Genomic DNA, 25,596 nt, shown 5'->3' with positions numbered 1-25,596 from the left:
TTGCTGTTATTTTGATGTCAGAACAACACTATAGTGATGAAGATTGGATGCAGCTTGCTTATGCGCAGGCTGCATTGGCTGCAGCGCAGGGGGAAATTCCTGTCGGTGCAGTGATTGTGAGTCAAAACCAAGTGATCGGTGCGGGCTATAACGCACCTATTTCTTTACATGATGCAACCGCACATGCTGAAATTGTGGCTATTCGTGCCGCTTGCGCCAATCTTCAAAACTATCGTTTACCCGAAGACGCTACCTTATATGTCACCTTAGAGCCTTGCACCATGTGTGTGGGGGCATTGATTCATGCGCGAATTAAACGTGTAGTGTTTGGTGCGACAGAACCCAAAGCGGGTTCATTAATCAGTGCCAGAAAGCTTTTAGAATCTGGGTATTACAATCATATTTTTGAATATCAATCAGGTTGTTTAGCGCAACAATGCTCGAGTCAGTTAAGTGATTTTTTTAAAATGCGTCGTGCACAAAAGAAACAACAAAAGCAGCAACAGCTAATAAATGACCTAGATGATCAAAAGCAAACCTGAGTTTTACTGCTGATTTGCGTTAAACTGAATGACAGATCATTTAATAATTTATTCTCAGGTCTTACCATGAATGCCATTCAAATCAAAAAAGAATTTAATGCGCCTGTGTCGCAGGTTTTTGAATTACTGTCTAAACATGCGACATATAACATTGCCTTTGCGCCTATGCAGGTAGTACGTGTGAAAGATTCAGCTGATCCTGAGCGCCCTGATGGAGTAGGTTCTGTACGTCGCATGGGTATTGGGCCAATTAAGCCTTTGCAGGAGCAAATTACTTTGCTCGAACCGAATCAGCGTATTGAATATAAAATCATTAAAAACCCATTGATCAAACATCATTTGGGGGTAATTGAATTTCAGGATATGGCTGATAATAAAACTTTGGTGACCTACAGCATTGAGTTGCAAACTCGTGTGCCATTTGTGAGTAAGGCTATTTTGGCTCAACTAAAAACTGCAATTAAAATTGGCTTGTCTAAACTGGCCAAATCTCTCTAAATCATTACGGAAACATCATGACCGTTCAAATTATTACCATAGATGGCCCAAGTGGCTCAGGTAAGGGTACCTTAGCTGCAAAACTGGCAGCACATTATCAATTTCATTTACTTGATTCAGGTGCTTTGTATCGTTTGCTTGGTTTGGCTTTGCATAAGCAAAATCTGCTAGATCGTTTAGATGCAGAGCTGCAAGCGTGCGTCGATATCGCAACGCACTTAAACATTCAATTTGTAACCCAGTCCGATGCAACTCAAGTGCTATTGGATGGTGAAGATGTTAGCCAAACTATTCGTACTGAGCGTGTAGGTGAGTATGCTTCTAAAGTGGCAGCTGTGCCAGAACTAAGAAGTGCATTGCTTGCCCGCCAGCACGCTTTTGCCCAAGCACCAGGCTTGGTGGCAGATGGGCGTGATATGGCAACCAGTATTTTTCCTGCAGCACAGGCCAAAATCTATTTAACGGCTTCGGCGGAGTCACGTGCACAAAGACGTGTAAAACAGTTGCAGGGTATGGGGCTGGATGCTAAAATAAGCGACATTTTAGCGAATATCCAAGCTCGCGATAAACGTGACATGGAGCGCACTGTTGCTCCGCTTAAGCCGGCAGATGATGCTTACATCATTGATAGTTCTGAACTGAACATTGATGAAGTATTTGCATTAATGACGGCTTATGTCGATCAGAAGCTTGGTATTAGCCGCGCTTAATAGGCGTGAACCAATATATTCAGCGAACGCATAGCTTGATCAGTTTTATACGGACTATGTAGACGCTTAACTAAACCGGCCTTGTCTGATCCAAGACCGCTGACTTTATCAGGTATATCATGACCGAATCTTTTGCAGCCCTCTTTGAAGAAAGCGAATTAAACCTCAACGTTGAAAAGGGTGCTGTCATCCAAGGCGTTGTAGTAAGCATCGACTCTGACTGGGTAACAGTTGATACTGGCCTTAAATCAGAAGGCGTTGTTGACCGCGCTGAATTCTTAAACGAACAACGCGAACTTGAAGTTCAAGTTGGTGACACCGTTGATGTTGTTGTTGAAGCACTTGACAACGGTATGGGCCAAACTGTTTTATCACGTGAAAAAGCGAAACGTGCTGAAACTTGGACTAAACTTGAAAAAATCTTTGAAGACGGCGAAATCGTTACTGGTGTTATCTCTGGTAAAGTTAAAGGCGGTTTCACTGTAGACATCGGTCCAGTTCGTGCGTTCTTACCAGGTTCTTTGGTAGACACTCGTCCTATCCGTGACACAACTCACCTTGAAGGTAAAGAGTTAGAGTTCAAAGTTATCAAACTTGATGCTAAACGTAACAACGTTGTTGTATCTCGTCGTGCAGTTATGGAAGCTGAATCTTCAGCTGACCGTGAAGCGCTTCTTGCTCAGCTTGAAGAAGGTCAAACTGTTACTGGTACGATTAAGAACCTTACTGACTACGGTGCATTCGTTGACCTTGGCGGTATTGACGGTCTTCTTCACATCACTGACATGGCTTGGAAACGTATCAAGCATCCATCAGAAGTGGTTGAAGTGGGTCAAGAAGTTACTGTTAAAGTACTTAAATTTGACAAAGAGCGTAACCGCGTATCTTTAGGTCTTAAGCAATTAGGCGAAGATCCATGGTTAGCGATCATGAGCCGTTATCCTAAAGGTTCTATCGTTAAAGCTCGCGTAACAAACTTAACTGACTACGGCTGTTTCGCAGAAATCGCTGAAGGCGTTGAAGGTTTAGTACACGTTTCAGAAATGGACCACACTAACAAAAACATCCACCCATCTAAAGTTGTTCAGATTGGTGACGAAGTTGACGTTATGGTTCTTGAAGTGGACGAAGAGCGTCGTCGTATTTCTCTTGGTATCAAACAAACTCGTGCTAACCCATGGGAAGAGTTTGCTAAGAACCACGACAAAGGTGAAAAAGTTTCAGGTACAATCAAGTCAATCACTGACTTCGGTATCTTCATCGGTTTACCAGGCGGTATCGATGGCCTAGTTCACTTGTCTGACATTTCTTGGAACGAGCAAGGCGAAGAAGCTATTCGTCGTTACAAGAAAGGTGACACTGTTGAAGCGGTTATCCTTTCTGTAGACGCTGAAGGCAACCGTATCAGCCTTGGTATCAAGCAATTGAACAGCGATCCATTCAACGATTTCTTAGCTGCTAACGAACGTGGTGCTTTGGTTAAAGGTACTGTAACTGCTGTTGATGCTCGTGGCGCAACTGTTAAGTTAGCTGACGAAGTTGAAGCAACACTTAAAGCATCTGAAATCAACCGTGATCGCGTTGAAGATGCAACTAAGTTCTTGGAAGTTGGTCAAGAAGTTGAAGCGAAAATCATCAACGTAGACCGTAAATCTCGCTCTATCAACTTGTCTATCAAAGCGAAAGACGAAGCTGAAGAGAAAGAAGCTGTTGCTAACTTGAAAACTGCAACTAGCGGTCAAGACAATGGTCCTAAGACAATTGGTGACTTGATCAAAGCTCAAATGGGCAACTAAGTTGCGGGTAAACTGTATGGTTAATGTAAATTAGCACATACTTTTTACACAAATACTGTAAACGGTAGCGTAGTATTCAATTATTACGCTACCGTTTTGTATTTAAACAGGTTATTATCAGTTTAGGTAAAAGTAGCTTGATAATTAAAGAGGTCGCAGATGACTACTGAAGCACTTAATAAGTCTGATTTGATAGAACGAATTGCTTTGAAAAATCCACATTTGGCTGAGCCATTGGTGGAAGAAGCTGTGAAGATCATGATTGATCAAATGATTGCATCACTATCGGCAGATAACCGAATTGAAATTCGTGGATTCGGTAGTTTTGCATTGCATCACCGTGAACCACGTGTAGGTCGTAACCCAAAAACAGGTAAGTCTGTAGAAGTTGCGGCTAAAGCTGTACCGCACTTTAAACCGGGTAAAGCACTACGTGATGCAGTAAACGAGTCTGTAAATAAATAAAATTCCTAGGGGTGTTTATGCGTTACGTTCTAGTCGCTATTTTAGTTATTCTATTTGGATATTCTCTGGCATTGGTTTTGCAAAACGGCACTGAACTTTCAGTTGACCTGTTATTTACTCAAGTGCCTGCAATGCGTTTGGGTCTATTGCTACTGATTACATTGGCACTTGGTTTGGTGCTAGGGTTATTGTTGGGCGTGCAGGTTTTCCGTGTATTCCAAAATAGTTGGGAAATTAAGCGACTACGTAAAGATATTGAATACCTACGCAAAGAGCAAATTCATGCAGCTCAACTGGCTGCTGCTGAAGCTGCTGCGCATACTCGTCATGAAAAAACGGTATTAGATGTGCATACTGAAGATCGTTCTTCTAATGCACTTTAATTTGCTCTGTTGAGCGAATTGATCATCAACACCTCAAGGTTATCTTGGGGTGTTTTTTTATGTGTGCCTTTGACGAATGGCTGATTATCGCTGCGATGGGGGATAAGCTGTCATTTTGACTATCTGCTTGGCACGAATCACTTTATAATAGCGACTCTTTGTCAAATCCATAGGTAATTCTCTTGAGTATCATTGTTGCCCTCGATGCTAAAAGCCAATATGACGCCTTAACCATTGCAGAACAATTAGACCCTGCATTATGTCGAGTAAAAGTTGGTAAAGAGTTATTTACCCATGAAGGTCCTGCAGTCGTGAAAGCCTTGCATGACAAAGGTTTTGAGGTTTTTCTAGATTTGAAATTTCACGATATTCCAAATACAACGGCTCAGGCTGTATGTGCTGCAGCAGATTTAGGCGTATGGATGGTCAACGTGCATGCCTCAGGTGGTCGTAAAATGATGGAAACCTGTGTGGAGCGTTTAAAAGCAGGGAATTATCAGACTCAACTGATTGCAGTGACTGTACTAACCTCTATGGGGCGTGAAGATTTAAAAGATTTAGGTTTAGATATTGAGCCTTTTGAGCAAGTTCAGCGTTTAGCTAAACTCACTCAAGAAAGTGGTTTAGATGGTGTGGTGTGTTCTGCGCAAGAAGCCAAAATGTTGCGTGAAATCTTAGGGCAGGATTTTGCCTTAGTAACTCCAGGGATTCGTCCTGAAGGCTCAAATGCCGATGATCAAAAACGTATTGTGACTCCCAAACAAGCTATGCTGGATGGTTCTACGCATTTGGTGATTGGTCGTCCAATTACAAAATCTGAAAATCCACGTCAGACTTTGAAAGATATTTTAGCGACGCTTTAATTTTACTATCGCTGACTCTCTAAAAGGGAGATAAGCCCTCTCTCTAACTCTCGCCTAAATAGAGCGCAAACCCTCTCTCCAACTCTCTCCCAGAGGGAGAGAGGACAATTGTTGATTCTTTTTAAATAGCAGCCAATACACTTACAGCAATGGGTGCAAGGATTGACAATACAAATCCACTGACCATGGCATGTGGAATAAAATCGTTGCCACAGGCTTGTTTTACCATGGGCAAAGTGACGTCCATGGCAGTTGCGCCTGCGGCAGAAATTGCAGCACGTGGATAACGCCATCCCAAAATATACATCAGCAATATCGCAAAAATCTCTCTGAATAAATCATTCATTAACGCAATACTACCCAATTCGGCATTGCGAAGTTCCGACACCACAATCCCGCTCATGGAATAAAATCCATAACCTTGTGAGAGCATAAGCAAATCTTGTAGAGCGATGGGGAGCCAAAGTGCGCAAAGTAGTACCCCTGCAACTGAACCGAAAATACAGCCTACGGGCACCATTAAAATTTTCCAATTCAGCCAAGAACGATCTAAAGGCGAATAAGCGAGATCGAGTCCAATCATCCACATAAACAGCAACAGTAAATACCAAGTGTTGATCTGAACTTGGAAATCCATAGCACTAAAAAGTAGATGCAGCACGTAGCCTGCCAAAAGTGCAAAAAAGGCATAACTGATGTTGATGCAGGATTGAATCAACAACTGTAATGAAACTTTGCCTTGCGTTGCTTGCAGCCCCAAACCTTTGTAAAGCAAATAACAACACAGAAAAGCACCAATTGATGTAGCAAATGCAATCTGTAAAGCTGTAGATAGAATATGCGATGGCTGCTGTAGTGAACCGAGCGTTTGTGAAAATTCCATCGCAATTGCAATTAGCAGGATATAGCTAAAATATGGAAGCAGTTGAAACGCAATTTTTTCGATTATTCGAGGGAGGCGTTTTGCCAGTACAAAGCCTAGACATAAACAGCAGAGTAATTGGAAAATCAGCCAAAGAGATTGCATGAGATCAACAGGTGGGAGATAGATAAAAACCTGTTGATTATGCCAGTTTGCTTTTAAAAGCGGAAATTTATGCCGCTTTACTGATTAATCTGAAATCACTCGGATGCAGCGACTTGGTTTTTAGCCAATATTTCCAAGTATAGGTTGGCCAAAGTGCAAAGTTTTTTCCACCATCTTGTTGATACCAACTTACACAGCCAGATTGCCAAACCGTGTTATTTAGCATGTCTTGCACATCGTGGTTAAATTGATCTTGTACTTGATCTTTTACTACAATTGCATTGCTCTGTGATTGTGCCACCAAATCCATCATTTGCAGAATGTAATCGACTTGCGATTCGATCATAAAAATAACCGAGTTATGCGCCAAAACTGTATTTGGCCCAAGCAACTGAAACAGGTTCGGAAAACCTTTGTGGCTAATGCCGTAATAGCTTTCTGCGCCATCTTTCCATGCCTGTTTTAATTCAACGCCATGTTCACCAATGCAGCTAAATGGCTGTAGATAGATACGCGGATCGGTAATAAAGCCTGTGCCATAAATCAGACAATCAATTTTTCGCATTTTACCATCTTTGGTGATGATGCTGTCTGCAGTCAATTCCTGTATTGCATCAGTCACTAATTCGACGTTGTCACGGTTAAAAGTTGGGAAGTATTTATTGGACACTAAAATACGTTTACATCCCATAATGTAGTCAGGCGTGAGTTTTTGTGCCAATTGTTTGTCTTTGACCTGAAAACGAATAAAGGCTTCTGCCAGTTTTTGGGTATATTTCATCACGCTAGGTTGCATGATTGGAATTGCACGTGATTCATTCGACCAATACAAACGCGCACGATGCAATTTTCTAAACCAGTCTGCTTGTTTAAACAGTTTTTTCTCAATATTCAGATATTTGCGTTCATCTCGTGGAATGACCCATGCAGCTGTACGTTGCATGACATATAACTGTTTAACTTGAGGTGCAATTTCAGGAATGTATTGAATCGCGCTGCCGCCTGTGCCAATAGATGCCACAACTTTGCTATTTAAGTTGTATTGATGATCCCATTGAGACGAGTGAAAAACCTTGCCCTGAAACTTTTCAATGCCTTTAATGTGCGGGATTTGTGGCACATGCAGTGGGCCAGAAGCAAAGACTAAATATTGGCAACTCAATTGTCTGCCATCTTTTAACGCAACATGCCATACACAGTCTTTTTCATGGTATTCGGTATGCACCACTTCGCTGTTAAATTGGCAATATTCACGCAGATTAAATTGTTGCACCACATCTTGAATATATTGAAAAATTTCTGGTGCTTCGGCATAGCGTTTTGACCAGTCAGTTTTGGGTGCAAATGACAATGAATACAGATGCGACTGCACATCACAAGCCGCACCAGGGTATTGATTTTCACGCCAAGTACCACCCACTTCATCAGACTTTTCTAAAATCACAAAGTTATGAATATTGCGTTGTAGTAAACGAATCGCCATGGCTAATCCGCCAAAGCCTGCACCAATAATTGCGACTTGATAATACGCTGCTGCATCCTGCATGAAGATATCCTTATATTTATTTTGTTTGATTTGAGTTTGTTTGAGTCAGGATAGAATAAGCCAGCATGCGGTAACATGATCGTGCTGACATAAAAATTGATATTTTCGGCAATTTCTATCTGTGGACGAATCGGGTAAAAAGGATATTCCGTTTCGCACTGTTCATTTTATGAAAAGATCCATACTTGGCTTAATGTATTTAATACAAGGCATGCGTAAAGCAGGCGTTGATGTCGATGCAAAATTGCAAAGTATCGGCTTGCGTGCAGATGCGCTAGATACCAGTTCAATCATTCATCCGAGTTTGGAATGGGATATTCTAAAAGTGATTGGTGAAGATGTAGAACCTGAAATGGGGCTGTTTATTGGACAGCATTATGCTTTGGCAGGTTATGGTCCTTTATTGATGTTATTGGTGACCAGTCCAGATATTGCCACTGCATTAGAAAAAGGGATTCAATATCAGGGATTGACGCATTTAAGCGGGAAACTAAGTTTACAACATAGCACGCGACATATTGCATTGTGTTATCAACCCAATGATTTACATAGTAGTTTAGGTGTATTACGTGCGCAGTGTGAAATTTCAGGCACATTCAAATTTATTCAAGACCTATATAAAATGATGGGGATGAGTGCGCCACGTATTCGCATAGAATTGCCATTTGTACAGCCGCAGCAAAGTGAAGTTTTGCAAACTTTTTATGATTATTACGGTCAAGATATTGTTTTTAATCAATCACAAGCAGCATTTTGGTTTGATGATGCAGTTCTCACAGCACGTATTCCCTCTGCCGATGCAGTCACTTTTAGCAGTTATGAAGCCAAGTGTGTGATTGAGTTAGAGCGACTTAAACTTGAAGATGATGCGCCTTCGGTAGTGCAGCGCGTAAAAGATTATTTGGAGTTACAACAGGGCAGTATGCCGAGCATGGCAGAAACAGCACATGCTTTGCAAATTCCTGAACGGACATTGCGCCATCAACTGCAACAACTGAACACCAGTTATAAACAAATTCGTGAAGATCTCATCAAAGATAAAGCATTGCGATTAATTGAATATCAGGAATATTCAATTGAAATGATTGCAGAGTTACTTGGTTATTCAGAACCCGCAGCATTTAATCATGCCTTTAAGCGGTGGTTTGGACAAAGTCCACGCCAATATACAAAATAGCCTAAGTATTTTGCAAACTATGCCAAAGTGCTATATCTCGTGATTCGATCTTCGTTATAATCTATTTGCCCAAATAAGTACTGATGAATATGTCTGATTTTAATTCGCCACAAACCACAGCCTTTACTCCATTATCGCCTGCGGAGCGTTATGCACAAGCGTTAGCCTCTGGACAATTTATGCCAGATGATGCGCAGGCGCAGGCTGTACACGAACTTGAGCGTGTGTGGCAGGAATTAATTCAACGCTATAAAGCATCAAAAAAAGCGTTCCGCCGTTTCCGCCGCCAAACAGCACCACAGGGTGTTTATATGTGGGGTGGTGTAGGTCGTGGTAAAACATGGCTCATGGATCAGTTTTACGACTCGATTCCATTTAGACGTAAAACACGTATGCACTTTCACCACTTTATGCAGCATGTGCATCGTGAACTGAACAAACTTTCAGGGCAGCGTAACCCGCTCGATTCTGTTGCAGACCAAATTTATAAAGATGCAGTGGTGATTTGTTTCGATGAATTTTTCGTATCTAACGTGACTGATGCGATGATTCTGAGTGACTTGTTCCAAAAATTATTCCATCGTGGCATTACTTTGGTGGCAACATCTAACATCGCCCCAGACGGTTTATATAAAAATGGTATCCATCGAGATCGTTTTATTCCAACCATTGAAATGGTCAAAAAACATTGCCAAGTGCTAAATGTCGATGCTGGTGTAGATTATCGCTTACGTGTTTTGAAACAGGCGCAATTATTTAAATCGCCTTTAACGCATGATAATCAAAACTGGATGGCACAGCGTTTCAGTGCTTTGAGTAATACACAACATTATTCTTCTGAGCCAATTATTATCAACCAACGTATTGTTGAAACAATTGCGCATACTGAAGATGTGTTGTGGTGTGAATTTTCAGAACTGTGCTTTAAACCGCGTAGTCCTGCAGACTTTATTGAAATTGCCAACATCTACAACACGGTTTTGGTGAGCAATGTACCGCATTTAACAGACTTCTTGTCTGAAGGAACACGTCGTTTTATTTATTTGGTCGATGAATTTTATGATCGTGGTGTCAAGTTATTACTGACTTCTGAAGATTCGATTATTGAAATTTATCAGGGCGAAAAACTGGCATTTGAAATTGAACGCACACGTTCACGTTTATTGGAAATGCAGTCTGATGATTACTTAAATGAAGAACATCGACAGATACAGGCCACCGAAGCCAAACATCAAATCAGTTGATCTTTTAAGCGCCTAGAACTAGGCGCTTTTTTATGATAGAAAAGATGTGACTGTTGGTTTTATCGACATTTTGTCATAAACATGGCTTAATCTTGAAGGGTTGCAATAAGACTGACGCCGATTTTTACAACAAAATCTGAACTTAAGTCTAATTTCGACATTTCAAAAACTTTATACACTGTAAAAGTGTATTTAGATGAGTAATAGTGTCGTGTTTCTGATCAGGATTTATGATGATTGTTGTCATTCATCTTGTAATAAATGATCGTTATTTTGAAATGTGATAATACTATTCAGCTAAATATAAATCAGTATACTAGAATCTCTTGTATAAAAAGTAGCAATATCAGGAAAGACAATGACTGCACGTATTCAAAAAGGCAAGTTAGCGATTGCTAAAGAACTTTACGATTTCATCGAAAATGAAGCATTACCAGGTTCTGGTTTGGACAGTGATACATACTGGAAAAACTTTGAGCAAGTCGTTGTCGATCTTAGCCCTAAGAACAAAACATTACTCGCAAAGCGTGATGAGCTTCAGGCTAAAATTGATGAATGGCACCGCAATAATACATTTGAATTAGAAGCTTACAAAGCTTTCTTGACTGAAATTGGCTACTTATTACCAGAAGTAGAAGATTTTCAAATTACCACCGAAAATGTTGATGAAGAAATCGCATTATTGGCTGGTCCACAGCTCGTAGTACCTGTACGTAACGCACGTTATTGCTTGAACGCAGCAAACGCACGTTGGGGTTCGTTATATGACGCACTTTACGGTTTTGACGTTATTTCTGAAGAAAATGGCGCAGAAAAAGGTAAAGGCTATAACCCAGTTCGTGGTGAAAAAGTAATTGCATTTGCGAAAAACTTCTTAAATGAAACTTTCCCATTGGCGCAAGGCTCACATGCCGATGCGACTAAATATGCTGTAGATGCAAACAAACTTGTAGTAAGCCTTAAAGATGGTTCTACAACAACACTTGCAAATGAAGCATTATTTGTTGGTTATAATGGCGAAGCTGCTGCTCCAACAGAAATCGTATTCAAAAATAATGGTCTACACGTTGTAGTTCAAATTGATGCAACTAGTCCAATTGGCAAAACAGATGCAGCTGGTGTAAAAGACGTTGTGCTTGAAGCTGCTGTAACGACAATTCAAGACTTAGAAGACTCAATTGCAGCTGTAGATGCTGAAGAAAAAGTTGAAGGCTACCGTAACTGGTTAGGTCTAATGAAAGGTACATTATCAGAGTCAATCGAGAAAAATGGCAAAACCATGACTCGTACATTGAACGCTGACCGTACTTTCAAAAACCTAGAAGGCGGTGAAACTAAAGTTCATGGTCGTTCATTAATGTTACTACGTAACGTAGGTCACTTAATGACTAACCCTGCAATTTTGGTTGATGGTCAAGAAATCTATGAAGGGATCATGGATGCATTGATCACTCCATTATTGACTTTTGCTGACATTCGCGGTGAAAACACGATCAAGAACTCACGTCAAGGTTCTATGTACATCGTGAAGCCAAAAATGCATGGTCCAGATGAAGTTGCATTTGCAGTTGAATTGTTTGAACGTGCTGAACAAGTACTTGGCTTGCCTGCGAAGACTTTAAAAATCGGTATCATGGATGAAGAACGTCGTACTTCTGTAAACTTGAAAAACTGTATTGCTCAAGCGAAAGACCGTACTATCTTCATTAACACGGGTTTCATGGACCGTACAGGTGACGAAATCCATACCTTCATGGAAGCAGGTCCATTCGTTCGTAAAGGCGAAGTAAAAGGTCAAATTTGGTTCCCAGCGTATGAAAACCGTAACGTGATGATCGGTTTGAAAGCAGGTTTACGTGGTAAAGCACAAATTGGTAAAGGCATGTGGCCAAAACCAGACATGCTTTTAGACATGTACAAAACCAAAACTGAACATCCTGAAGCGGGTGCAAGCTGTGCATGGGTTCCATCACCTACAGGTGCTGTGATTCACGCTATCCACTATCACCAAGTGAACGTAGCAGACCGTCAACAAGAATTGTTGGCAACTGAGCCGTTATCTTTAGATGACTTGTTAACTCCACCATTGGCAAAAGACACCAATTGGTCTGACGAAGAAAAAACTAAAGAGCTTGAAAACAACTGTCAAGGTATCTTGGGTTACGTTGTGCGTTGGGTAGATTTAGGTGTAGGTTGTTCTAAAGTTCCAGACATCAACGATGTTGGCTTGATGGAAGACCGTGCAACGTTACGTATTTCTTCACAACACGTTGCCAACTGGTTACGTCACGGTATCGTGACACGTGAGCAAGTTGAAGAAGTAATGCAGCGCATGGCGAAAATTGTAGATCAACAAAATGCTGATGATCCACTATACACGCCTATGTCTAACGACTTTGCTAATAACATTGCATTCCAAGCTGCATCTGACTTGATCTTCAAAGGTGGCGAGCAACCTTCTGGTTACACAGAGCCACTTTTACACGCAGCGCGTTTAAAGTTAAAAGGTTATACAGGTGATTAATCCTTTAGGATTTGATTTACTGATTGTGTAATACAAACAAATGAGCCTCTTCGGAGGCTTTTTTGTTGCCTGTATTTTGCTTATGGTTTTTTGAAAATTTTGCAGCTGAATAGTTACAGGATGTACTTGCTGCTAGAAAAACATCAAGCTGCGGAGTAGAGTGAAAGTCATATATAAAAAGTAGCGCAAGGACAAATACATGCCAGCATATCAAGATTTGAATCAACAATTTATTGGCGGCAAGTGGTCGGTTGGGACATCTACTAAAACCATTCCAAACTTGAATCCATATCATCAAACTACAATTTTTGAGATGCAGGGCGCCAGCGTGGTAGATGTTGATAGTGCCTATAGTACAGCGCAAAAAGCTTTTGATGAACAATTGATTCAATCCACAAGTCTGCGTCAATACATCATTAAGAACTTAGAGCAAGTCATTCAGCAACGACGCGAAGAAATTATCCAGTGGCTGATTGATGAGTCGGGCAGTACCCGTTTAAAAGCCAATATCGAAGTCGATGCTGCTTTAGGGATTATTCAAGAAGCTGCACAATTTCCCGAGCAAATGACCACGACGCAACTGGAAAGCAAAGATCCGAAAGTCCGTAGTGTTGTTTTGCGTAAACCTTTGGGTGTTATTGCTGTGATCAGTCCGTGGAATTTCCCTTTCCATTTGTCTATGCGTTCAGTGGTTACAGCGATTGCTTGTGGTAATAGTGTAGTGCTCAAACCTGCCAGTGATACGCCAGTCACAGGTGGAACTATACTCGGTAAACTGTTCGAAGAAGCAGACTTGCCTGCAGGCGTACTCAATGTGGTGGCGGGTGCGAGTCGTGAAATTGGTGATTACTTTGTTGAGCATGTAACTCCTAAAATGATTTCATTTACAGGCTCTACAGAAGTTGGACAGCATGTAGGGCAACTGGCCGTTGCGGGTGAGCATTTAAAACGTGTCGCCTTAGAACTCGGTGGCAATGCACCTTTAGTCATTTTGGATGATGCAGATATAGATTTGGCCGTAGAACTAACTGTGATGGGGCGCTTTTTGCATCAAGGTCAAATTTGCATGAGTACCAATCGGGTCATTGTCGATCAGTCTATTTATGCAGCCTATCTTGAAAAATTGTTAGCAAGTGTGTCGCAATTAGTAGTAGGTGATCCGAATAAAAATGACACCTTGATTGGGCCAATTATTAATGCAGAACAGGTGAAAAAGCATCAGCATATTATTCAAAAAGCACAGGCGCAGGGTGCAGAATTGGTTTATGCGGGCGGGGTTACGGGGAACTTAGTTGCACCACATGTTTTTGTGAATGTCGCTGCCGATTCAGAAATTGTACAAAATGAAAGTTTTGGACCTATTTTACCGATTCTCAAAGCAGCAGATACCGCACATGCCTTACAGTTAGCGAACGATACACGCTATGGTTTATCTGCTGCTGTATGCACTACAAATGTAGAACGCGGTGCAGAATTTGCAGCACAGTTTGATGTTGGAATGACACATATTAATGGTATTACCGTTGCCGATCATGCCAATGCACCGTTTGGTGGTGAGAAAAACTCAGGCTTAGGTCGTTTTAATGGGCGCTGGATATTTGAAGAATTTACCCGCACGCATTGGCTGACATTGCCAGCTTAACGGTAATTATTTGTCCTGCGTTTTGTTTGAGTAAGAAGGAATGCGTGGGTGCGCACTTACTGTTCATGATCAAAACGCATAATATAGTGCGTGTGTCTAATCATCCAATTTGTATATGTGTGCCAATTTTAAACCAATAAGCATAGCGCAATTATCTGCATTAGGTCTGCCTGAAATTCCGTTTGAATATGCTGAAGAAGCGTATCCAAATTCGAGTGTGCCACTATTGTTTAAGTCTGAACAAGGTTTAGAGTGGCGCTCGGTGAATTTTGGCTTGATTCCCAAATGGGCGGAAGACAGAAGTATTGCGCAAAAAACCTATAATTGCCGTAACGAAACTTTATTAGAAAAACCAAGTTTTAGTGAAGCTGCTTATAAGTGTAAATTTGGCGCGATTGTTGTGTCAGAATTTTATGAATCCAAATATATAGACAGTAAACCGCAGCGTTGGGGTGTACGTCGTAAAGATGGACAGGCCTTTTTTATTGCAGCACTGTATGAAATTTGCCGTTTAAAGGATGGGCAAGGCACGGAAGAAATTGTCCGTTCTGCGAGTATGATTACCATGGACGCAATTGATCACGCGATGATGAAGGAATTTCATGAGCCTGGGCCAGTCAAACGTTCTGTTATTGTTATTCCACATGCACGTTTAGATGAATGGCTAAGTTTGAAAACACCGAACATACACAGCTTTGTGCAGGGCTTTCCTGTAGACGAGTTTGAGTGTTCACATGTACCAAAAGCAAAGATCGAAAAAGTAAGCCCCCAGCTCAATTTTTTCGATCTTTAAGTACATCTTGTGCTTATATAGGATAAGAACAGATGTGGAACAATAACGTGATGTTTAGCGTGCTAAATTATTAAAAATATGACGTAAACTTTCCATCATTTTTTCAATTTGTAGTGGAGTTAAACCATCAAATGACTGCTCTAAAACAACGCTAGTCAGATCATTAATTTTGTTGGTCATCTCATTACCTTTTTCAGTAAGCACGACACGAGTGATACGCGCATCATCATCACAAGAATAAGTTTCAACCAAACCTTCATCTTTTAAACGATAAACAATTTTAGTTGTAGTTGACATTTTTGACACCACCATGTCTGACAAATCAGACACACTCGCATGTGCTTTTGACCTTAATGCCAATAAAATACGACGGCGAGAATTATCTAAACCATACTTTTTAAGTGCCTGATCGACATTCTGTACATATTGAGCATGTACTTGTGTGACCCAATAATACGGAAATTGTTCAATATCATATTGGTCGGCGGATGGTAGAAATTTTGAATATTTCTTGGACATTGCATATTCCCTGCATTGTTTTAATTGTATTTTTGATATTTCACATTTTATGTGAAAACTCATGTGCTTAGCAAGATGCTTTCAGTGGCTAAAATTTGGTTGAAATCTGACGAAATATGATGAATCTCGATTTAGAAGCTGGCTTTGAAATGGCTATTTTTCCAAGCGCGTAGGCATTTGTTTAAGTTCAATCCATATTCATGTGTCATATCAATTAATCCTATAGAATTGTTTTAGTTTGGATTAGTAGTGAGTTATCTGGTTTTATAAGTTGAATTATCAATTTAACCATCAACTTAGGCTGCATTTTAGTTAAAAAAATACATTTGTACACTTGGCTTTTAGGTAAAAGTGCGGGTTATTGCGTTGAATTTTGCAAAAAAATTATAAGCTTTGGTCTAATCTTTTAACAATAGTTGTTTTTTATCAATATTTTAAGTTTAGATTAAAGTGTGGGTTGGCTTACAGTTGTAATCTATGACTAATGCGTCTAAAAATACATTACAATTCATTTGACATTTTTAATCCATTCTCACGGCTTTTGTTTGGCTGTCATCGCTCTAAAAAAATTAAGAATGTGAAAAATAAAGTAAAAACCTTCTTATAGATCGTACTGTTTAGTTTTATTCAAAAAAATTAAAAATTTAATTACAAATGTTCAAGATTGTGCATAATTAAGCTATCTATTGCTAAAAAGGTTACTTTTATGGATCCGTCGCCGTGCGCAGGTCTACTTTATATTTCGATTTCTGCTAACTATCTCGGAGCTATGAACTAATGGAGTTTTTATTAGATCCGGGAATATGGGTTGGTTTAATTACACTTATTATTCTAGAAATCGTATTAGGTATTGATAACCTAGTCTTTATTGCAATTCTTGCAGAAAAATTACCCCCAGAACAGCGTGATAAAGCCCGTGTGATTGGCTTATCTTTAGCGTTGTTTATGCGTTTAGGATTGTTATTTGCAATCTCTTGGTTGGTTACTTTAACCGAACCGTTAATTACCTTATTTGAAAAAACCTTTTCAGGGCGTGACCTCATTCTCTTGGGTGGCGGTTTGTTCCTCGTCTATAAGGCGGTAGGAGAGTTGCATGAGAAGATGGAAGGCAAACCCGAAGTCAAAGTCACGACCAATGTGGTTTATGCAAGTTTTGCCGCAGTTGTAGCACAAATTGTTGTTCTAGATGCAGTTTTCTCTTTAGACTCAGTCATTACCGCAATTGGCATGGTCGACAACATCTATGTGATGATGGTTGCCATGGTGGTTGCAATGTTGGTGATGTTACTTGCATCTAAGCCATTAACTGCTTTTGTGAACCGTCATCCAACAGTGGTGATTTTGTGTTTAAGCTTCTTACTATTAATTGGTATCAGCTTGATTGCAGAAGGTTTTGGCTTCCATATCCCTAAAGGTTATATCTATTCGGGTATTGGTGTTGCGATTGCTATTGAAGCGTTTAACCAATTTGGTCAGCGCAATGTTGCAAAACATGAAGCAAAAATTCCGTTACGTCACCGTACTGCAGATTCAATTTTAAAATTGATGGGGGGGCGAGTTGAAACCAGTAGCCCTGATTTGCATAACGAAGCGCAAGAAGCGTTTGCAGATGAAGAACGCTACATGATTGGTGGTGTCTTGACCTTGGCAGAGCGTTCAGTCGCATCAATTATGACGCCACGTAGCCAAATTTCATGGGTCGATATTGAAGATTCACCTGAACAAATCCGCGAACAGATTCTATCTGTACCACACAGCTTATTCCCAGTGTGTCGTGGTAGTTTAGATAAAGTCATTAGTATTGTACGTGCCAAAGAGTTGTTGGATGTATTGGACGAAGAAGAAGAGCTTAAAGCTTTAATTAAACGTCAGCGTCCAATTTACATTTTTGAAAAAATGAAAGTGATTGATGCGATCAATACGTTACGTACCTCTAAAGGTTCTTTGGTTTTAGTCAGCGATGAGTTTGGTAATGTTCAAGGTTTGATTTCACCGCTTGATGTGTTTGAAGCGATTGCAGGTGAATTCCCTGATGCAGACGAACAGTTAGATTTGGTTAAAACCAATGAAAACGAATGGAAAGCAACAGGTATGCTGGATTTATACCAGCTTGAACTTGAACTGGGTATGATGGATCTGATTGAAGAAGATGCAGGCTACATTAGCGTTGCAGGTTTGATTTTAGATAAAACCCAAGGTGAAGTTCAGGTCGGCACGCAGTTGGATTATCAAGGTGTGCACTTTGAAGTGACGGAACTTGATGGTAACCGTATTAAAACTGTGATGATTCGCTTACGCTAATTACTAAGCTTTGAATTAAATCACTCAAAAAGCTCTACCGAAATGGTGGAGCTTTTTTATGGTGTAATAAAAAGATTGTGATGTTTCATCCTGAAAATGTGTATCAGCGATAAGTCTGGATTTTAAAAGCTGAACATGAAATGTGGCATGGAATAGAAAAAAAGAAACAACCAAACAGGATTACAAATTTGGTTGCTTAAACAGGGAAAAGAAAAAGCGAGAAACTAAAACAAATGTTTAATTTGTATGTGACTTCGCCACTAAAAATTAAACTGCCAATTGATTTTCAATCACATTCCATAAATTTCGATGTGACTTTTTAAACATCGCCATATGCCCAATGGCTTTATGCTGATAACGCTTTGGTTTAAGTTCAATCATATTAGTCGATGCATGGGGATAGAGACGGAGTAAATCTTTCACATTGGCTTCGGTGGCAATCTCATCATCCGAACTCCAAATAGCAGTAATCGGGCAACGAATTTCATCGTGATAATGCTGTGAAACTGTTTTGCCTATAGCATTGATGACATAGCCGGGTTTGCTACAAAACTGTGCCCATTGTTGGACCACATTTTTAGGTAGGTTTTCGCCCATGCCAATTGCATTGGTTGGGCCATAACCATGTGTGATTCTGGCAAGTGGAAAAATAACTTTAAACATCACAGGGGCAAGTAGGCGAGTACGACCTTTTAAACCTTTTGTGTGGCCTGTAGAGCCTGAAACAGCTACGACTTTTGCCACTTTATGATATTCAGGATTAATCCCCAGTAATTGTCCGCCTGCGCTGTGTCCCAATAAAACCACTTGTTCAGCTTGCGTTTTTTGCAGCAAAGTATTTACTGCTGCAGGAATATCTAACTGCCCCCAATCAACAATACTGGCTTCACATTGTTTCAATGGTTCGTGTAACGAATCACCAATACCACGAAAATCAAAACACAGCACAGCATAGCCTTGTTCATTTAGCCATGTGGCAAAAGCGTGATAAAAATTCTTGGTAATGCCTGTCGCGGGACAAATCAAGACGGGTAGACGCTGTGCTTGTGTATATTGATTTGGATAATAACGGGCAGCGAGGGCATAACCATCTGCACATATAATATTTAAGCTTTCAAATGTGCTCATAATGTTTTAAGGATGATGAGAATAAAGTTACTTTACACGAGTTCCAAAAAGAAACTTGTATTTATTCTGACTCTAAAGTCAAGCTTAGTAGTCTGCGAGTGTAGTTAAATAGCCACACGAAAAATAAAAGAGTGTTAAACATGGAAAGTTTATCTTTGGCAGTGCGCCTTGCGATTATTTTCAGTGGAATATTTTTGTGGGTGGGGATGCTTACAGGCGTGTGGAAATATTGGCAAATTCGTGCTTCTGCCCAAGCGCGTGCTCATTATTATGTGGATATCGCACATCGCAGTAGTTTGTTATATGCACCTGCAAGTTTAATTTTAGCGGTCTTGGCTTATTTTTGTATTTGGGATGCCACTGTAATTTTAATTTGTGTGATTCTAAATTTAGTATTTTTTAGCTTTTCTATTCTGAGTTATATCTTGCATGGATTGCTTAAAGATACCACTAATCAATTTAAACAACCGCATCAAATTGCAGCATGGACATTGCCAAGTTGGTGCATGAGTTTGGTGATGCTGTTATTGATTGTGGCTGAATTGGGTGGGACTAGTGTGTTATTGCTTGGCGCAATCTATGGATTGTTGTAATTTTAATTGCTCAGTTTAATTTTTTCTTGGTAGCCCGTAGAAGATTTTGAGATTTTTGCTGTAGATCAGGAATGATGATTAGAATCTACTTTTTGAGTTTGGCGGCAGAGGAGTGATCCATCTGCCGCAAAGTGAAAGCGAAAAAGCTAAAATGAGTGGGTGCTAGGGTATGATTAATGAACTTCTACGTTTTTATGTTCACGAAACTTTTGGTCAATGGATGTCCAAATCGCAAAGGCTATACATACCAATAAGGCATATAAAAAATAGGTTGGTTTCAAGTTGCCTTGAATTGAGCCTTGGAGCAATAGGGTCAGCATCAGTGCAAAAGTGGTGCTTAAAAAAGTAACTAGATTTTGGTTAGCCTTCAGAGCGTTAATGAAGACTTGCGTATTGAAATGTGAAAACATCTCCATCCCTCCTTGTTATAAATCACTAAAATCAGAGCATTTTAGTCAGATTGGTTTTATTGTTCTACCTTGTTTAGCAAACTATTTCAAGCCCTTATAGTCATATTTTGATAAAAAACATCATTTTCATATGAAATACTACTATTTGTTATCATTTATTTACAAAATAATAAAAAGTAGTGTGTTTTTTAAGCCATTTAAATACGATTTCAATCGTACTTGCATATTTTATGCCAGCTAATTTTGAGGGCGACTATACGACTTTAGCGTTAATTTGAGCTCTGCTTAAAATGGGTGAATGATTTATTTTGTTTTAGTTTTTTATTGAAAATATTTTAATTTCATTTGTTTATTTATACCAAATAATTATTTGGGTTGCTATTATCATGACTGATAAATTGCCTTAAAAAGAGGCAGTTTTAGCACAAGAAACAATAAGTGCGGGTTTGGGTAAAACCTGACAATTATTGTCTAACTTAAATTCGTATTTGGATAAAACACGACTTTAATACAATACAGCTCGAAAATAGAGCATGACTTGAAAAAATAGCCGAGCTCGAAGTCCGTACTGGCTATTTTTTCATTCGATCATGAATTGTAGCGAATACAAAAATCAGTAATGCAGGAATCAACCAAGCGAGGTTTTGTTCACTCAGGGGAAAATTGGTCAGTGTGGTTGGCAAGAATCTAGCTAAGTCTGCGGCCTTCATTGCATCAATGATGCCAAAGAGCAATGCAACTGCGGCAGTAGGTGCAATCACGCGGGTTGGAATACGGAATAATCCCCAGAAAAAGCTGAGTAGAATGACCACAATTGCAGGTGGATAAATCGCGCTTAAAATAGGCACTGAAACTGCAATGAGTTTGGTGAGTCCAAGATTGGAAATAACAAAGGCAAAGCCCACTAAAATAAATACCCAACGGCGATAATGAATTTTAGTAATTTGCTCAAAATATCCAGCACATGCGCATGTCAGTCCAATTGCCGTAACCATGCAGGCAATAAAAATCATTGCAGCTAAAAATACCGAGCCAAATCCGCCAAAAGCATGTTGCACATAGGCATGTAAGATGACTGCACCATTACTGGCATTGGCGGCAACATCGTGACTGCCCATCCCCAGTTTAAATAGGCTTAGATAAACTAAAGTTAAACCGATCCCTGAAATTAAACTTGCCCATACCGCATAGCGGGTGATGAGTTTTTTATCAGTTACGCCACGTGAACGAATCGCATTAATAATCACAATCCCGAATACCAATGCACCTAAGGTATCCATAGTGAGATAACCGTTAATAAAGCCTTCAGATACAGGACTGTTCACATAATTGTGAATGGCAGGTGAAATTGTACCTGTCGGAATAATAAATGCAGTGATGCCTAAAATTAGTAATGACAGAATTTTAAGCGGGGAAAGTACATAGCCCACTGTATCTAAAATTTTGTGTGGATACAGTGAAACTAACATCACCAAGGCAAAATAGATGGCGCTATAAATGAATAAGGTGCTCGCGGAATCGCCAAAATAGGCAGAGAAACCAATTTCATAAGATACGGTAGCGGTACGTGGTGTGGCGAAAAGCGGGCCAACCGCTAAATAACAGACGACTGTTAAAATTAAGCTCGCGATTTTGCCTAAAGGCGAACTTAAAATTTGTATAGAACCTTCGACACGTGACAACGCCATAATGGTAATCACGGGTAAGCCAACTGCGGTAATGAGAAAACCGAGCGCAGCAAGCCAGACGTGCTCGCCCGCTTGCTGTGCCACGATAGGTGGGAAAATAATATTACCTGCACCAATAAACAGCGCAAAGGTCATAAAACCCAAGGCAATAATATCCCGTGTGCGTAAATTCGTCATGGGAGAGAAATAAGATGTAAACAAAAGAAAGCGATTTTAGTAGATCGAGCTATGATTTTCTAATTTATTTTATAGGTCATATGAATATTTTTTATGATATGTGTTTGTAGGCTATTTTAATCTTCACTATAAAAATTAAATAACTTACTGTTTATCTGATGTATTTTTGAAAAATGCTGATCCCACATAGTATAGATGGCTTATCTAGTATAAGTTTTGGTTGCTATTTTAAATGCGCAGTTCTTAAACAAAACTGTTGGTCGCATGACGATGGATACTTGTTTGGCAGCTTGAGCTGATTTTACAAGCCGAAAGGGTTAATAACTGCTAGTTGAAATCTACCTATTTCTATATTATTATATACAAATGAGTAGATATGTTAGTATTGGCGTTGCAGCTAAAACACTGGGTGTTTCCATCCAAACCCTAAGAAGATGGGATGAGGAAGGCACTTTAGTCGCAGATAGAACCCCAAAAAATCACAGACGTTACGATCTAAGCAAGATCACACCTGAACTTATCCATGATCTATCAATTCAGAACAGCCGAAAAACTATTGCTTATGCAAGAGTATCTAGTCACGATCAAAAGGCTGATCTTGAGCGACAAAAACAAGTTTTGGAAATGTACTGTGCCAAGCAGGGATGGACATTTGAGATTATTAGTGATTTAGGCTCAGGGATGAATTATCACAAAAAAGGGCTTAAGGCTCTTTTGGATGGAATTATTAATAATGAAATTGGTCGATTGGTTTTAACCCACAAAGATCGATTATTACGTTTTGGTGCTGAATTGGTTTTTGCTTTATGTGAAGCTCGGAATGTTGAAATTGTAATTATTAATCAGGGTGAAAATTTGAGTTTTGAGGAGGAACTGTCTCAAGATGTCCTGGAAATTATCACTGTATTTTCAGCACGATTATATGGAAGCCGAAGTAAAAAGAACCAAAAGCTAATACAGGTGGTCAAAGAAGCACTATGAGTCGATTTATACGAGGGCATATCATTGAATTGATGCCCAATAATAAACAAGCAAGCCATTTTGCTCAGGCAAGTGGTGTTGCTCGTTTGTCGTATAATTGGGCTTTAAGAGAGTGGCAGCGACAATACAAGGCTGATAAGGAATATCGAGATCAGTGTGAGTATTATGATGTTGCGGTGAATGAAATGCTTCTTAATAGACCTAAAGAGAGTAAATTAAGAAAGCACCTAAACACTTTTAAATTTGAAAAATATCCTTTCATGAAGAAAGTGACTAAGTGCGCACCACAGTTGGCGATTAAGCAGTTGGGTAGTGCTTTTGATAGATTTTTTAACGGCAAATCAGGATACCCCAAGCCAAGAAAAAAAGGCAAGGATGACCGTTTTTCATTATCAAATGATCAATTTAGCGTAAAGGGTCGGTCTATTAAAATCCCTAATTTGGGTTGGGTGAAAATGACTGAGAATCTGCGCTATAAGGGTAAAATTCTCTCGGCCAAAATATTTAAACAAGGTGGTAAGTGGTTTGTATCAATCGCTGTCGAACTCACCCAGATCGAAAAGCTTAAACCGAAAACAGGTTTAAGTATCGGTGTTGATTTGGGTGTCTCTAATCTTGCCACCCTTTCAAATGGTGAGGTTATTCCTTCTAACGCACCACTTAAAAGACAGCTTGCAAAACTAAGGCGACTCAACAAGTCTTTTAGTCGTAAGAAAAAAGGTAGTCAGAATCGAGAAAAAGCAAAAGCCAAGCTATCTCGCCTGCACTATAAAATTGCCTGTCTACGCAAGAATAATCTTCATCAAGTCACAACGGATTTGGTAACACGTTTTGATGTGATTGCGATTGAAGATTTGAATGTTAAAGGCATGTTGAGGAATCGTAAACTCGCAAGAGCTATATCCGATATGGGTTTTTATGAGTTTAAAAGGCAGTTGATTTATAAAGCCAAACAGCATGGAAAATCGGTACTTTCGGTTGGTCGATTCTTCCCAAGTAGTAAAATGTGTTCGTGCTGTGGTGAATTAAATCAATCTCTCACACTTTCTGCGCGAGAGTGGAAGTGCTTAGTTTGCCAAACCATCCAAAATCGTGATGTTAATGCATCAATTAATATCCTGCGATATGCGGATAAAGATTTAATCACTGCATAAGTGGTGATTAAGGCGGTGAGTTACACCGTGACAGCCTATGGAATTGAGGTAATCCCTAAAGCAAATGTTTTAGGTTCTTGATGGTGAAGTAGGAATTAAACATCAAACCCACATTGAGTAGGTTTGAGTAGGTTTTAAATAACGGCTATAATCTCAGGCTTCAGGTCAGGAGTTCATCATGCGCGCCCTTAAAGTCAGCATTAAATCAGAGCAAGATATTGAGAAATTACGCATTTCGGGGCGTTTGGCTGCTCAGGTGTTGCAGATGATTGGCGAGCATGTCAAACCCGGAGTCACGACAGAATACTTAGATGATTTGTGTCACGATTATATTGTAAATACCTTAAAAGTCATTCCTGCCAATGTGGGCTATCACGGTTATACCAAAACCACCTGTATTTCACCCAATGAAGTGGTCTGTCATGGTATTCCATCATCCAAAACCATTTTAAAAGATGGCGACATTATTAATATTGATGTGGCAGTGATTAAAGATGGTTTTTATGGTGATACCAGTCGTATGTACTATGTGGGTCAGGTGAAACCAGAAGCGAAAAAACTGGTCGATACCACTTATGAGGCGATGCGCGCAGGGATTCATGCGGTGAAACCGGGCGCGACTTTGGGCGATATTGGCTATGCCATTCAAAGTGTGGCGCATCGTGAAGGGTTTAGCATTGTGCGTGAATATTGCGGACATGGTATTGGGCAGGTGTATCACGAACAACCAAGTGTGCTGCATTATGGTCAGCCTGGACAAGGCTTGGTGCTTAAAAAAGGCATGGTATTTACCATTGAGCCAATGGTGAATGCGGGCAAAGCGCGTGTGAAAGAACTGAAAGATGGCTGGACGGTGGTGACGACAGATAAATCACTTTCTGCACAATGGGAACACATGGTTGCTGTGACTGATACAGGCTTTGAAGTGTTATCGCCGTGGCCAGAAGGTACGGGGAGTTATCCTGAAATTTAATGCACGAATGCTTTCAGGTTAAGACTGATAGATAAAACATCTTAGACTTTAGTTTTAAACTATTTGTTAAAAAATGAACAATCGCTATAATTGAAGTCAAAGATACTTGCTGTAGTTTCTTTGTTTTAGCTTTCTTATTTTAGATTGTAGTTTTCAAAGCTTATCTGTCTTAGATAAGCTTTTTTTTTTGCTGTTTCGTATCTGAAATCAAAAGATCCTATGTGCTAACGAATGGTTGTAAGCGTCCGCTGAATCCCATACCAATTTTAATTCGATTTAGGTTTCCAGCAGTGTGGCAGTAACTCTTCAATCTGGGTCACTTTATGTGTCGGTAACCTTTTCAGCACATCACTTAAATAGGCATACGGATCCAAGCCATTCAGCTTTGCTGACTGGATTAACGTCATGATGTTTGCCGCTCGCTGACCACTGCGCAGCGAACCTGCAAACAGCCAGTTCTTG

24 protein-coding genes are annotated in these 25,596 nt (G+C 39.9%); 17 read left to right on the top strand and 7 right to left on the bottom strand.

The window, feature by feature from the left end; translation table 11 throughout:
* The first annotated feature begins 14 nt into the window (after window positions 1-14).
* The 7 genes from tadA (at window position 15) to pyrF (ending at window position 5,257) form a co-directional block, all read left to right on the top strand.
* Window positions 15-542 carry a tRNA adenosine(34) deaminase TadA gene (gene tadA / locus FTU35_RS03145; protein ID WP_180064492.1) on the top strand — a complete coding sequence of 176 codons (528 nt, stop codon included), beginning with the start codon at window positions 15-17 and terminating at the stop codon, window positions 540-542.
* A gap of 66 nt (window positions 543-608) precedes the next feature.
* Complete coding sequence (locus tag FTU35_RS03140) at window positions 609-1,040, top strand: SRPBCC family protein (protein ID WP_168542463.1); 432 nt, start codon at window positions 609-611, stop codon at window positions 1,038-1,040.
* A gap of 17 nt (window positions 1,041-1,057) precedes the next feature.
* Window positions 1,058-1,750, top strand: a complete 693-nt coding sequence (gene cmk, locus FTU35_RS03135) for a (d)CMP kinase (protein WP_180064491.1) — start codon at window positions 1,058-1,060, stop codon at window positions 1,748-1,750.
* Window positions 1,751-1,869: 119 nt separating this feature from the next.
* On the top strand, window positions 1,870-3,546 hold the full coding sequence (rpsA, locus tag FTU35_RS03130) for a 30S ribosomal protein S1 (protein ID WP_004976774.1): 1,677 nt from the start codon (window positions 1,870-1,872) through the stop codon (window positions 3,544-3,546).
* Between the two features lie 159 nt (window positions 3,547-3,705).
* Window positions 3,706-4,011 (top strand): integration host factor subunit beta, encoded by a 306-nt coding sequence (locus tag FTU35_RS03125; RefSeq protein WP_004976773.1) that lies wholly within the window; start codon window positions 3,706-3,708, stop codon window positions 4,009-4,011.
* 17 nt (window positions 4,012-4,028) lie between these two features.
* Window positions 4,029-4,394 (top strand): lipopolysaccharide assembly protein LapA domain-containing protein, encoded by a 366-nt coding sequence (locus tag FTU35_RS03120; RefSeq protein ID WP_004976771.1) that lies wholly within the window; start codon window positions 4,029-4,031, stop codon window positions 4,392-4,394.
* 182 nt (window positions 4,395-4,576) lie between these two features.
* Complete coding sequence (gene pyrF, locus FTU35_RS03115; RefSeq protein WP_019836519.1) at window positions 4,577-5,257, top strand: orotidine-5'-phosphate decarboxylase; 681 nt, start codon at window positions 4,577-4,579, stop codon at window positions 5,255-5,257.
* 121 nt (window positions 5,258-5,378) lie between these two features.
* On the opposite strand, the gene FTU35_RS03110 is transcribed toward pyrF, so the two are convergent.
* A complete protein-coding gene (locus FTU35_RS03110; RefSeq protein WP_004976767.1) occupies window positions 5,379-6,284 on the bottom strand; it encodes a lysine exporter LysO family protein in 906 nt (301 codons plus the stop codon).
* A 67-nt stretch (window positions 6,285-6,351) separates the two neighbouring features.
* A complete protein-coding gene (locus FTU35_RS03105) occupies window positions 6,352-7,830 on the bottom strand; it encodes an NAD(P)/FAD-dependent oxidoreductase (RefSeq protein WP_154320792.1) in 1,479 nt (492 codons plus the stop codon).
* A 169-nt stretch (window positions 7,831-7,999) separates the two neighbouring features.
* Here FTU35_RS03105 and FTU35_RS03100 point away from each other — a divergent pair, with 169 nt between their 5' ends.
* The 5 genes from FTU35_RS03100 (at window position 8,000) to FTU35_RS03080 (ending at window position 15,210) form a co-directional block, all read left to right on the top strand.
* The gene (locus FTU35_RS03100) at window positions 8,000-9,007 is read left to right on the top strand and encodes an AraC family transcriptional regulator (RefSeq protein WP_171501106.1); all 1,008 of its coding nucleotides are present in this window, start codon (window positions 8,000-8,002) and stop codon (window positions 9,005-9,007) included.
* Between the two features lie 89 nt (window positions 9,008-9,096).
* Window positions 9,097-10,251, top strand: a complete 1,155-nt coding sequence (gene zapE / locus FTU35_RS03095) for a cell division protein ZapE (RefSeq protein WP_004976758.1) — start codon at window positions 9,097-9,099, stop codon at window positions 10,249-10,251.
* Window positions 10,252-10,609: 358 nt separating this feature from the next.
* A complete protein-coding gene (locus tag FTU35_RS03090; protein WP_154320790.1) occupies window positions 10,610-12,775 on the top strand; it encodes a malate synthase G in 2,166 nt (721 codons plus the stop codon).
* A gap of 199 nt (window positions 12,776-12,974) precedes the next feature.
* Window positions 12,975-14,417 carry an aldehyde dehydrogenase family protein gene (locus FTU35_RS03085; RefSeq protein ID WP_131261472.1) on the top strand — a complete coding sequence of 481 codons (1,443 nt, stop codon included), beginning with the start codon at window positions 12,975-12,977 and terminating at the stop codon, window positions 14,415-14,417.
* 115 nt (window positions 14,418-14,532) lie between these two features.
* Window positions 14,533-15,210, top strand: a complete 678-nt coding sequence (locus tag FTU35_RS03080) for an SOS response-associated peptidase family protein (protein ID WP_154320789.1) — start codon at window positions 14,533-14,535, stop codon at window positions 15,208-15,210.
* A 54-nt stretch (window positions 15,211-15,264) separates the two neighbouring features.
* Here FTU35_RS03080 and FTU35_RS03075 read toward each other — a convergent pair whose 3' ends face one another.
* On the bottom strand, window positions 15,265-15,729 hold the full coding sequence (locus tag FTU35_RS03075; RefSeq protein WP_004976754.1) for a MarR family winged helix-turn-helix transcriptional regulator: 465 nt from the start codon (window positions 15,727-15,729) through the stop codon (window positions 15,265-15,267).
* Between the two features lie 777 nt (window positions 15,730-16,506).
* Here FTU35_RS03075 and FTU35_RS03070 point away from each other — a divergent pair.
* Window positions 16,507-18,030 (top strand): TerC family protein, encoded by a 1,524-nt coding sequence (locus FTU35_RS03070; protein WP_004976753.1) that lies wholly within the window; start codon window positions 16,507-16,509, stop codon window positions 18,028-18,030.
* Between the two features lie 267 nt (window positions 18,031-18,297).
* Here the strand turns inward: FTU35_RS03070 and FTU35_RS03065 are convergent, their stop codons facing one another.
* Window positions 18,298-19,158, bottom strand: coding sequence for an alpha/beta fold hydrolase (locus tag FTU35_RS03065; RefSeq protein WP_179991324.1), 861 nt, complete (start codon window positions 19,156-19,158; stop codon window positions 18,298-18,300).
* Window positions 19,159-19,298: 140 nt separating this feature from the next.
* Between FTU35_RS03065 and FTU35_RS03060 the strand changes: the two genes are divergently transcribed.
* Entirely contained in the window at window positions 19,299-19,751 is a 453-nt protein-coding gene (locus FTU35_RS03060) for a hypothetical protein (RefSeq protein ID WP_179991325.1), read from the top strand.
* Between the two features lie 173 nt (window positions 19,752-19,924).
* Here FTU35_RS03060 and FTU35_RS03055 read toward each other — a convergent pair whose 3' ends face one another.
* Window positions 19,925-20,161, bottom strand: coding sequence for a hypothetical protein (locus FTU35_RS03055; RefSeq protein WP_004976747.1), 237 nt, complete (start codon window positions 20,159-20,161; stop codon window positions 19,925-19,927).
* A 572-nt stretch (window positions 20,162-20,733) separates the two neighbouring features.
* On the bottom strand, window positions 20,734-22,026 hold the full coding sequence (gene brnQ, locus FTU35_RS03050) for a branched-chain amino acid transport system II carrier protein (protein ID WP_154320787.1): 1,293 nt from the start codon (window positions 22,024-22,026) through the stop codon (window positions 20,734-20,736).
* A gap of 366 nt (window positions 22,027-22,392) precedes the next feature.
* Here brnQ and FTU35_RS03045 point away from each other — a divergent pair, with 366 nt between their 5' ends.
* From FTU35_RS03045 to map, 3 genes are all read left to right on the top strand, one after another.
* Window positions 22,393-23,007, top strand: coding sequence for an IS607 family transposase (locus FTU35_RS03045; protein WP_004976741.1), 615 nt, complete (start codon window positions 22,393-22,395; stop codon window positions 23,005-23,007).
* Complete coding sequence (locus FTU35_RS03040) at window positions 23,004-24,161, top strand: RNA-guided endonuclease TnpB family protein (protein ID WP_154320786.1); 1,158 nt, start codon at window positions 23,004-23,006, stop codon at window positions 24,159-24,161. Before FTU35_RS03045 ends, FTU35_RS03040 begins: the two co-directional genes overlap by 4 nt.
* A gap of 178 nt (window positions 24,162-24,339) precedes the next feature.
* Entirely contained in the window at window positions 24,340-25,134 is a 795-nt protein-coding gene (gene map / locus FTU35_RS03035) for a type I methionyl aminopeptidase (RefSeq protein ID WP_004976729.1), read from the top strand.
* Window positions 25,135-25,400: 266 nt separating this feature from the next.
* Here the strand turns inward: map and FTU35_RS03030 are convergent.
* Window positions 25,401-25,596, bottom strand: a 196-nt coding sequence (locus FTU35_RS03030; RefSeq protein ID WP_031971408.1) for a transposase domain-containing protein, incomplete at its 5' end; no start/stop codon positions are given.

Source organism: Acinetobacter sp. YH12095 (assembly GCF_013419245.1).
In the GTDB taxonomy this organism is placed as follows: Bacteria; Pseudomonadota; Gammaproteobacteria; order Pseudomonadales; family Moraxellaceae; genus Acinetobacter; species Acinetobacter towneri.
The sequence above is the reverse complement of the archived record's forward strand: the minus strand, read 5'-3'. Positions and strand labels throughout refer to the sequence as shown.

What these genes read in the sequence shown, in the direction of transcription:
- tadA (WP_180064492.1), top strand. Translation starts at nt 15, where the DNA reads ATGTCAGAACAACACTATAGTGATGAAGATTGGATGCAGCTTGCTTAT.
- FTU35_RS03140 (WP_168542463.1), top strand. Translation starts at nt 609, where the DNA reads ATGAATGCCATTCAAATCAAAAAAGAATTTAATGCGCCTGTGTCGCAG.
- cmk (WP_180064491.1), top strand. Translation starts at nt 1,058, where the DNA reads ATGACCGTTCAAATTATTACCATAGATGGCCCAAGTGGCTCAGGTAAG.
- rpsA (WP_004976774.1), top strand. Translation starts at nt 1,870, where the DNA reads ATGACCGAATCTTTTGCAGCCCTCTTTGAAGAAAGCGAATTAAACCTC.
- FTU35_RS03125 (WP_004976773.1), top strand. Translation starts at nt 3,706, where the DNA reads ATGACTACTGAAGCACTTAATAAGTCTGATTTGATAGAACGAATTGCT.
- FTU35_RS03120 (WP_004976771.1), top strand. Translation starts at nt 4,029, where the DNA reads ATGCGTTACGTTCTAGTCGCTATTTTAGTTATTCTATTTGGATATTCT.
- FTU35_RS03110 (WP_004976767.1), bottom strand. Translation starts at nt 6,284, where the DNA reads ATGCAATCTCTTTGGCTGATTTTCCAATTACTCTGCTGTTTATGTCTA.
- FTU35_RS03105 (WP_154320792.1), bottom strand. Translation starts at nt 7,830, where the DNA reads ATGCAGGATGCAGCAGCGTATTATCAAGTCGCAATTATTGGTGCAGGC.
- FTU35_RS03100 (WP_171501106.1), top strand. Translation starts at nt 8,000, where the DNA reads ATGAAAAGATCCATACTTGGCTTAATGTATTTAATACAAGGCATGCGT.
- zapE (WP_004976758.1), top strand. Translation starts at nt 9,097, where the DNA reads ATGTCTGATTTTAATTCGCCACAAACCACAGCCTTTACTCCATTATCG.
- FTU35_RS03090 (WP_154320790.1), top strand. Translation starts at nt 10,610, where the DNA reads ATGACTGCACGTATTCAAAAAGGCAAGTTAGCGATTGCTAAAGAACTT.
- FTU35_RS03085 (WP_131261472.1), top strand. Translation starts at nt 12,975, where the DNA reads ATGCCAGCATATCAAGATTTGAATCAACAATTTATTGGCGGCAAGTGG.
- FTU35_RS03080 (WP_154320789.1), top strand. Translation starts at nt 14,533, where the DNA reads ATGTGTGCCAATTTTAAACCAATAAGCATAGCGCAATTATCTGCATTA.
- FTU35_RS03075 (WP_004976754.1), bottom strand. Translation starts at nt 15,729, where the DNA reads ATGTCCAAGAAATATTCAAAATTTCTACCATCCGCCGACCAATATGAT.
- FTU35_RS03070 (WP_004976753.1), top strand. Translation starts at nt 16,507, where the DNA reads ATGGAGTTTTTATTAGATCCGGGAATATGGGTTGGTTTAATTACACTT.
- FTU35_RS03065 (WP_179991324.1), bottom strand. Translation starts at nt 19,158, where the DNA reads ATGAGCACATTTGAAAGCTTAAATATTATATGTGCAGATGGTTATGCC.
- FTU35_RS03060 (WP_179991325.1), top strand. Translation starts at nt 19,299, where the DNA reads ATGGAAAGTTTATCTTTGGCAGTGCGCCTTGCGATTATTTTCAGTGGA.
- FTU35_RS03055 (WP_004976747.1), bottom strand. Translation starts at nt 20,161, where the DNA reads ATGTTTTCACATTTCAATACGCAAGTCTTCATTAACGCTCTGAAGGCT.
- brnQ (WP_154320787.1), bottom strand. Translation starts at nt 22,026, where the DNA reads ATGACGAATTTACGCACACGGGATATTATTGCCTTGGGTTTTATGACC.
- FTU35_RS03045 (WP_004976741.1), top strand. Translation starts at nt 22,393, where the DNA reads ATGAGTAGATATGTTAGTATTGGCGTTGCAGCTAAAACACTGGGTGTT.
- FTU35_RS03040 (WP_154320786.1), top strand. Translation starts at nt 23,004, where the DNA reads ATGAGTCGATTTATACGAGGGCATATCATTGAATTGATGCCCAATAAT.
- map (WP_004976729.1), top strand. Translation starts at nt 24,340, where the DNA reads ATGCGCGCCCTTAAAGTCAGCATTAAATCAGAGCAAGATATTGAGAAA.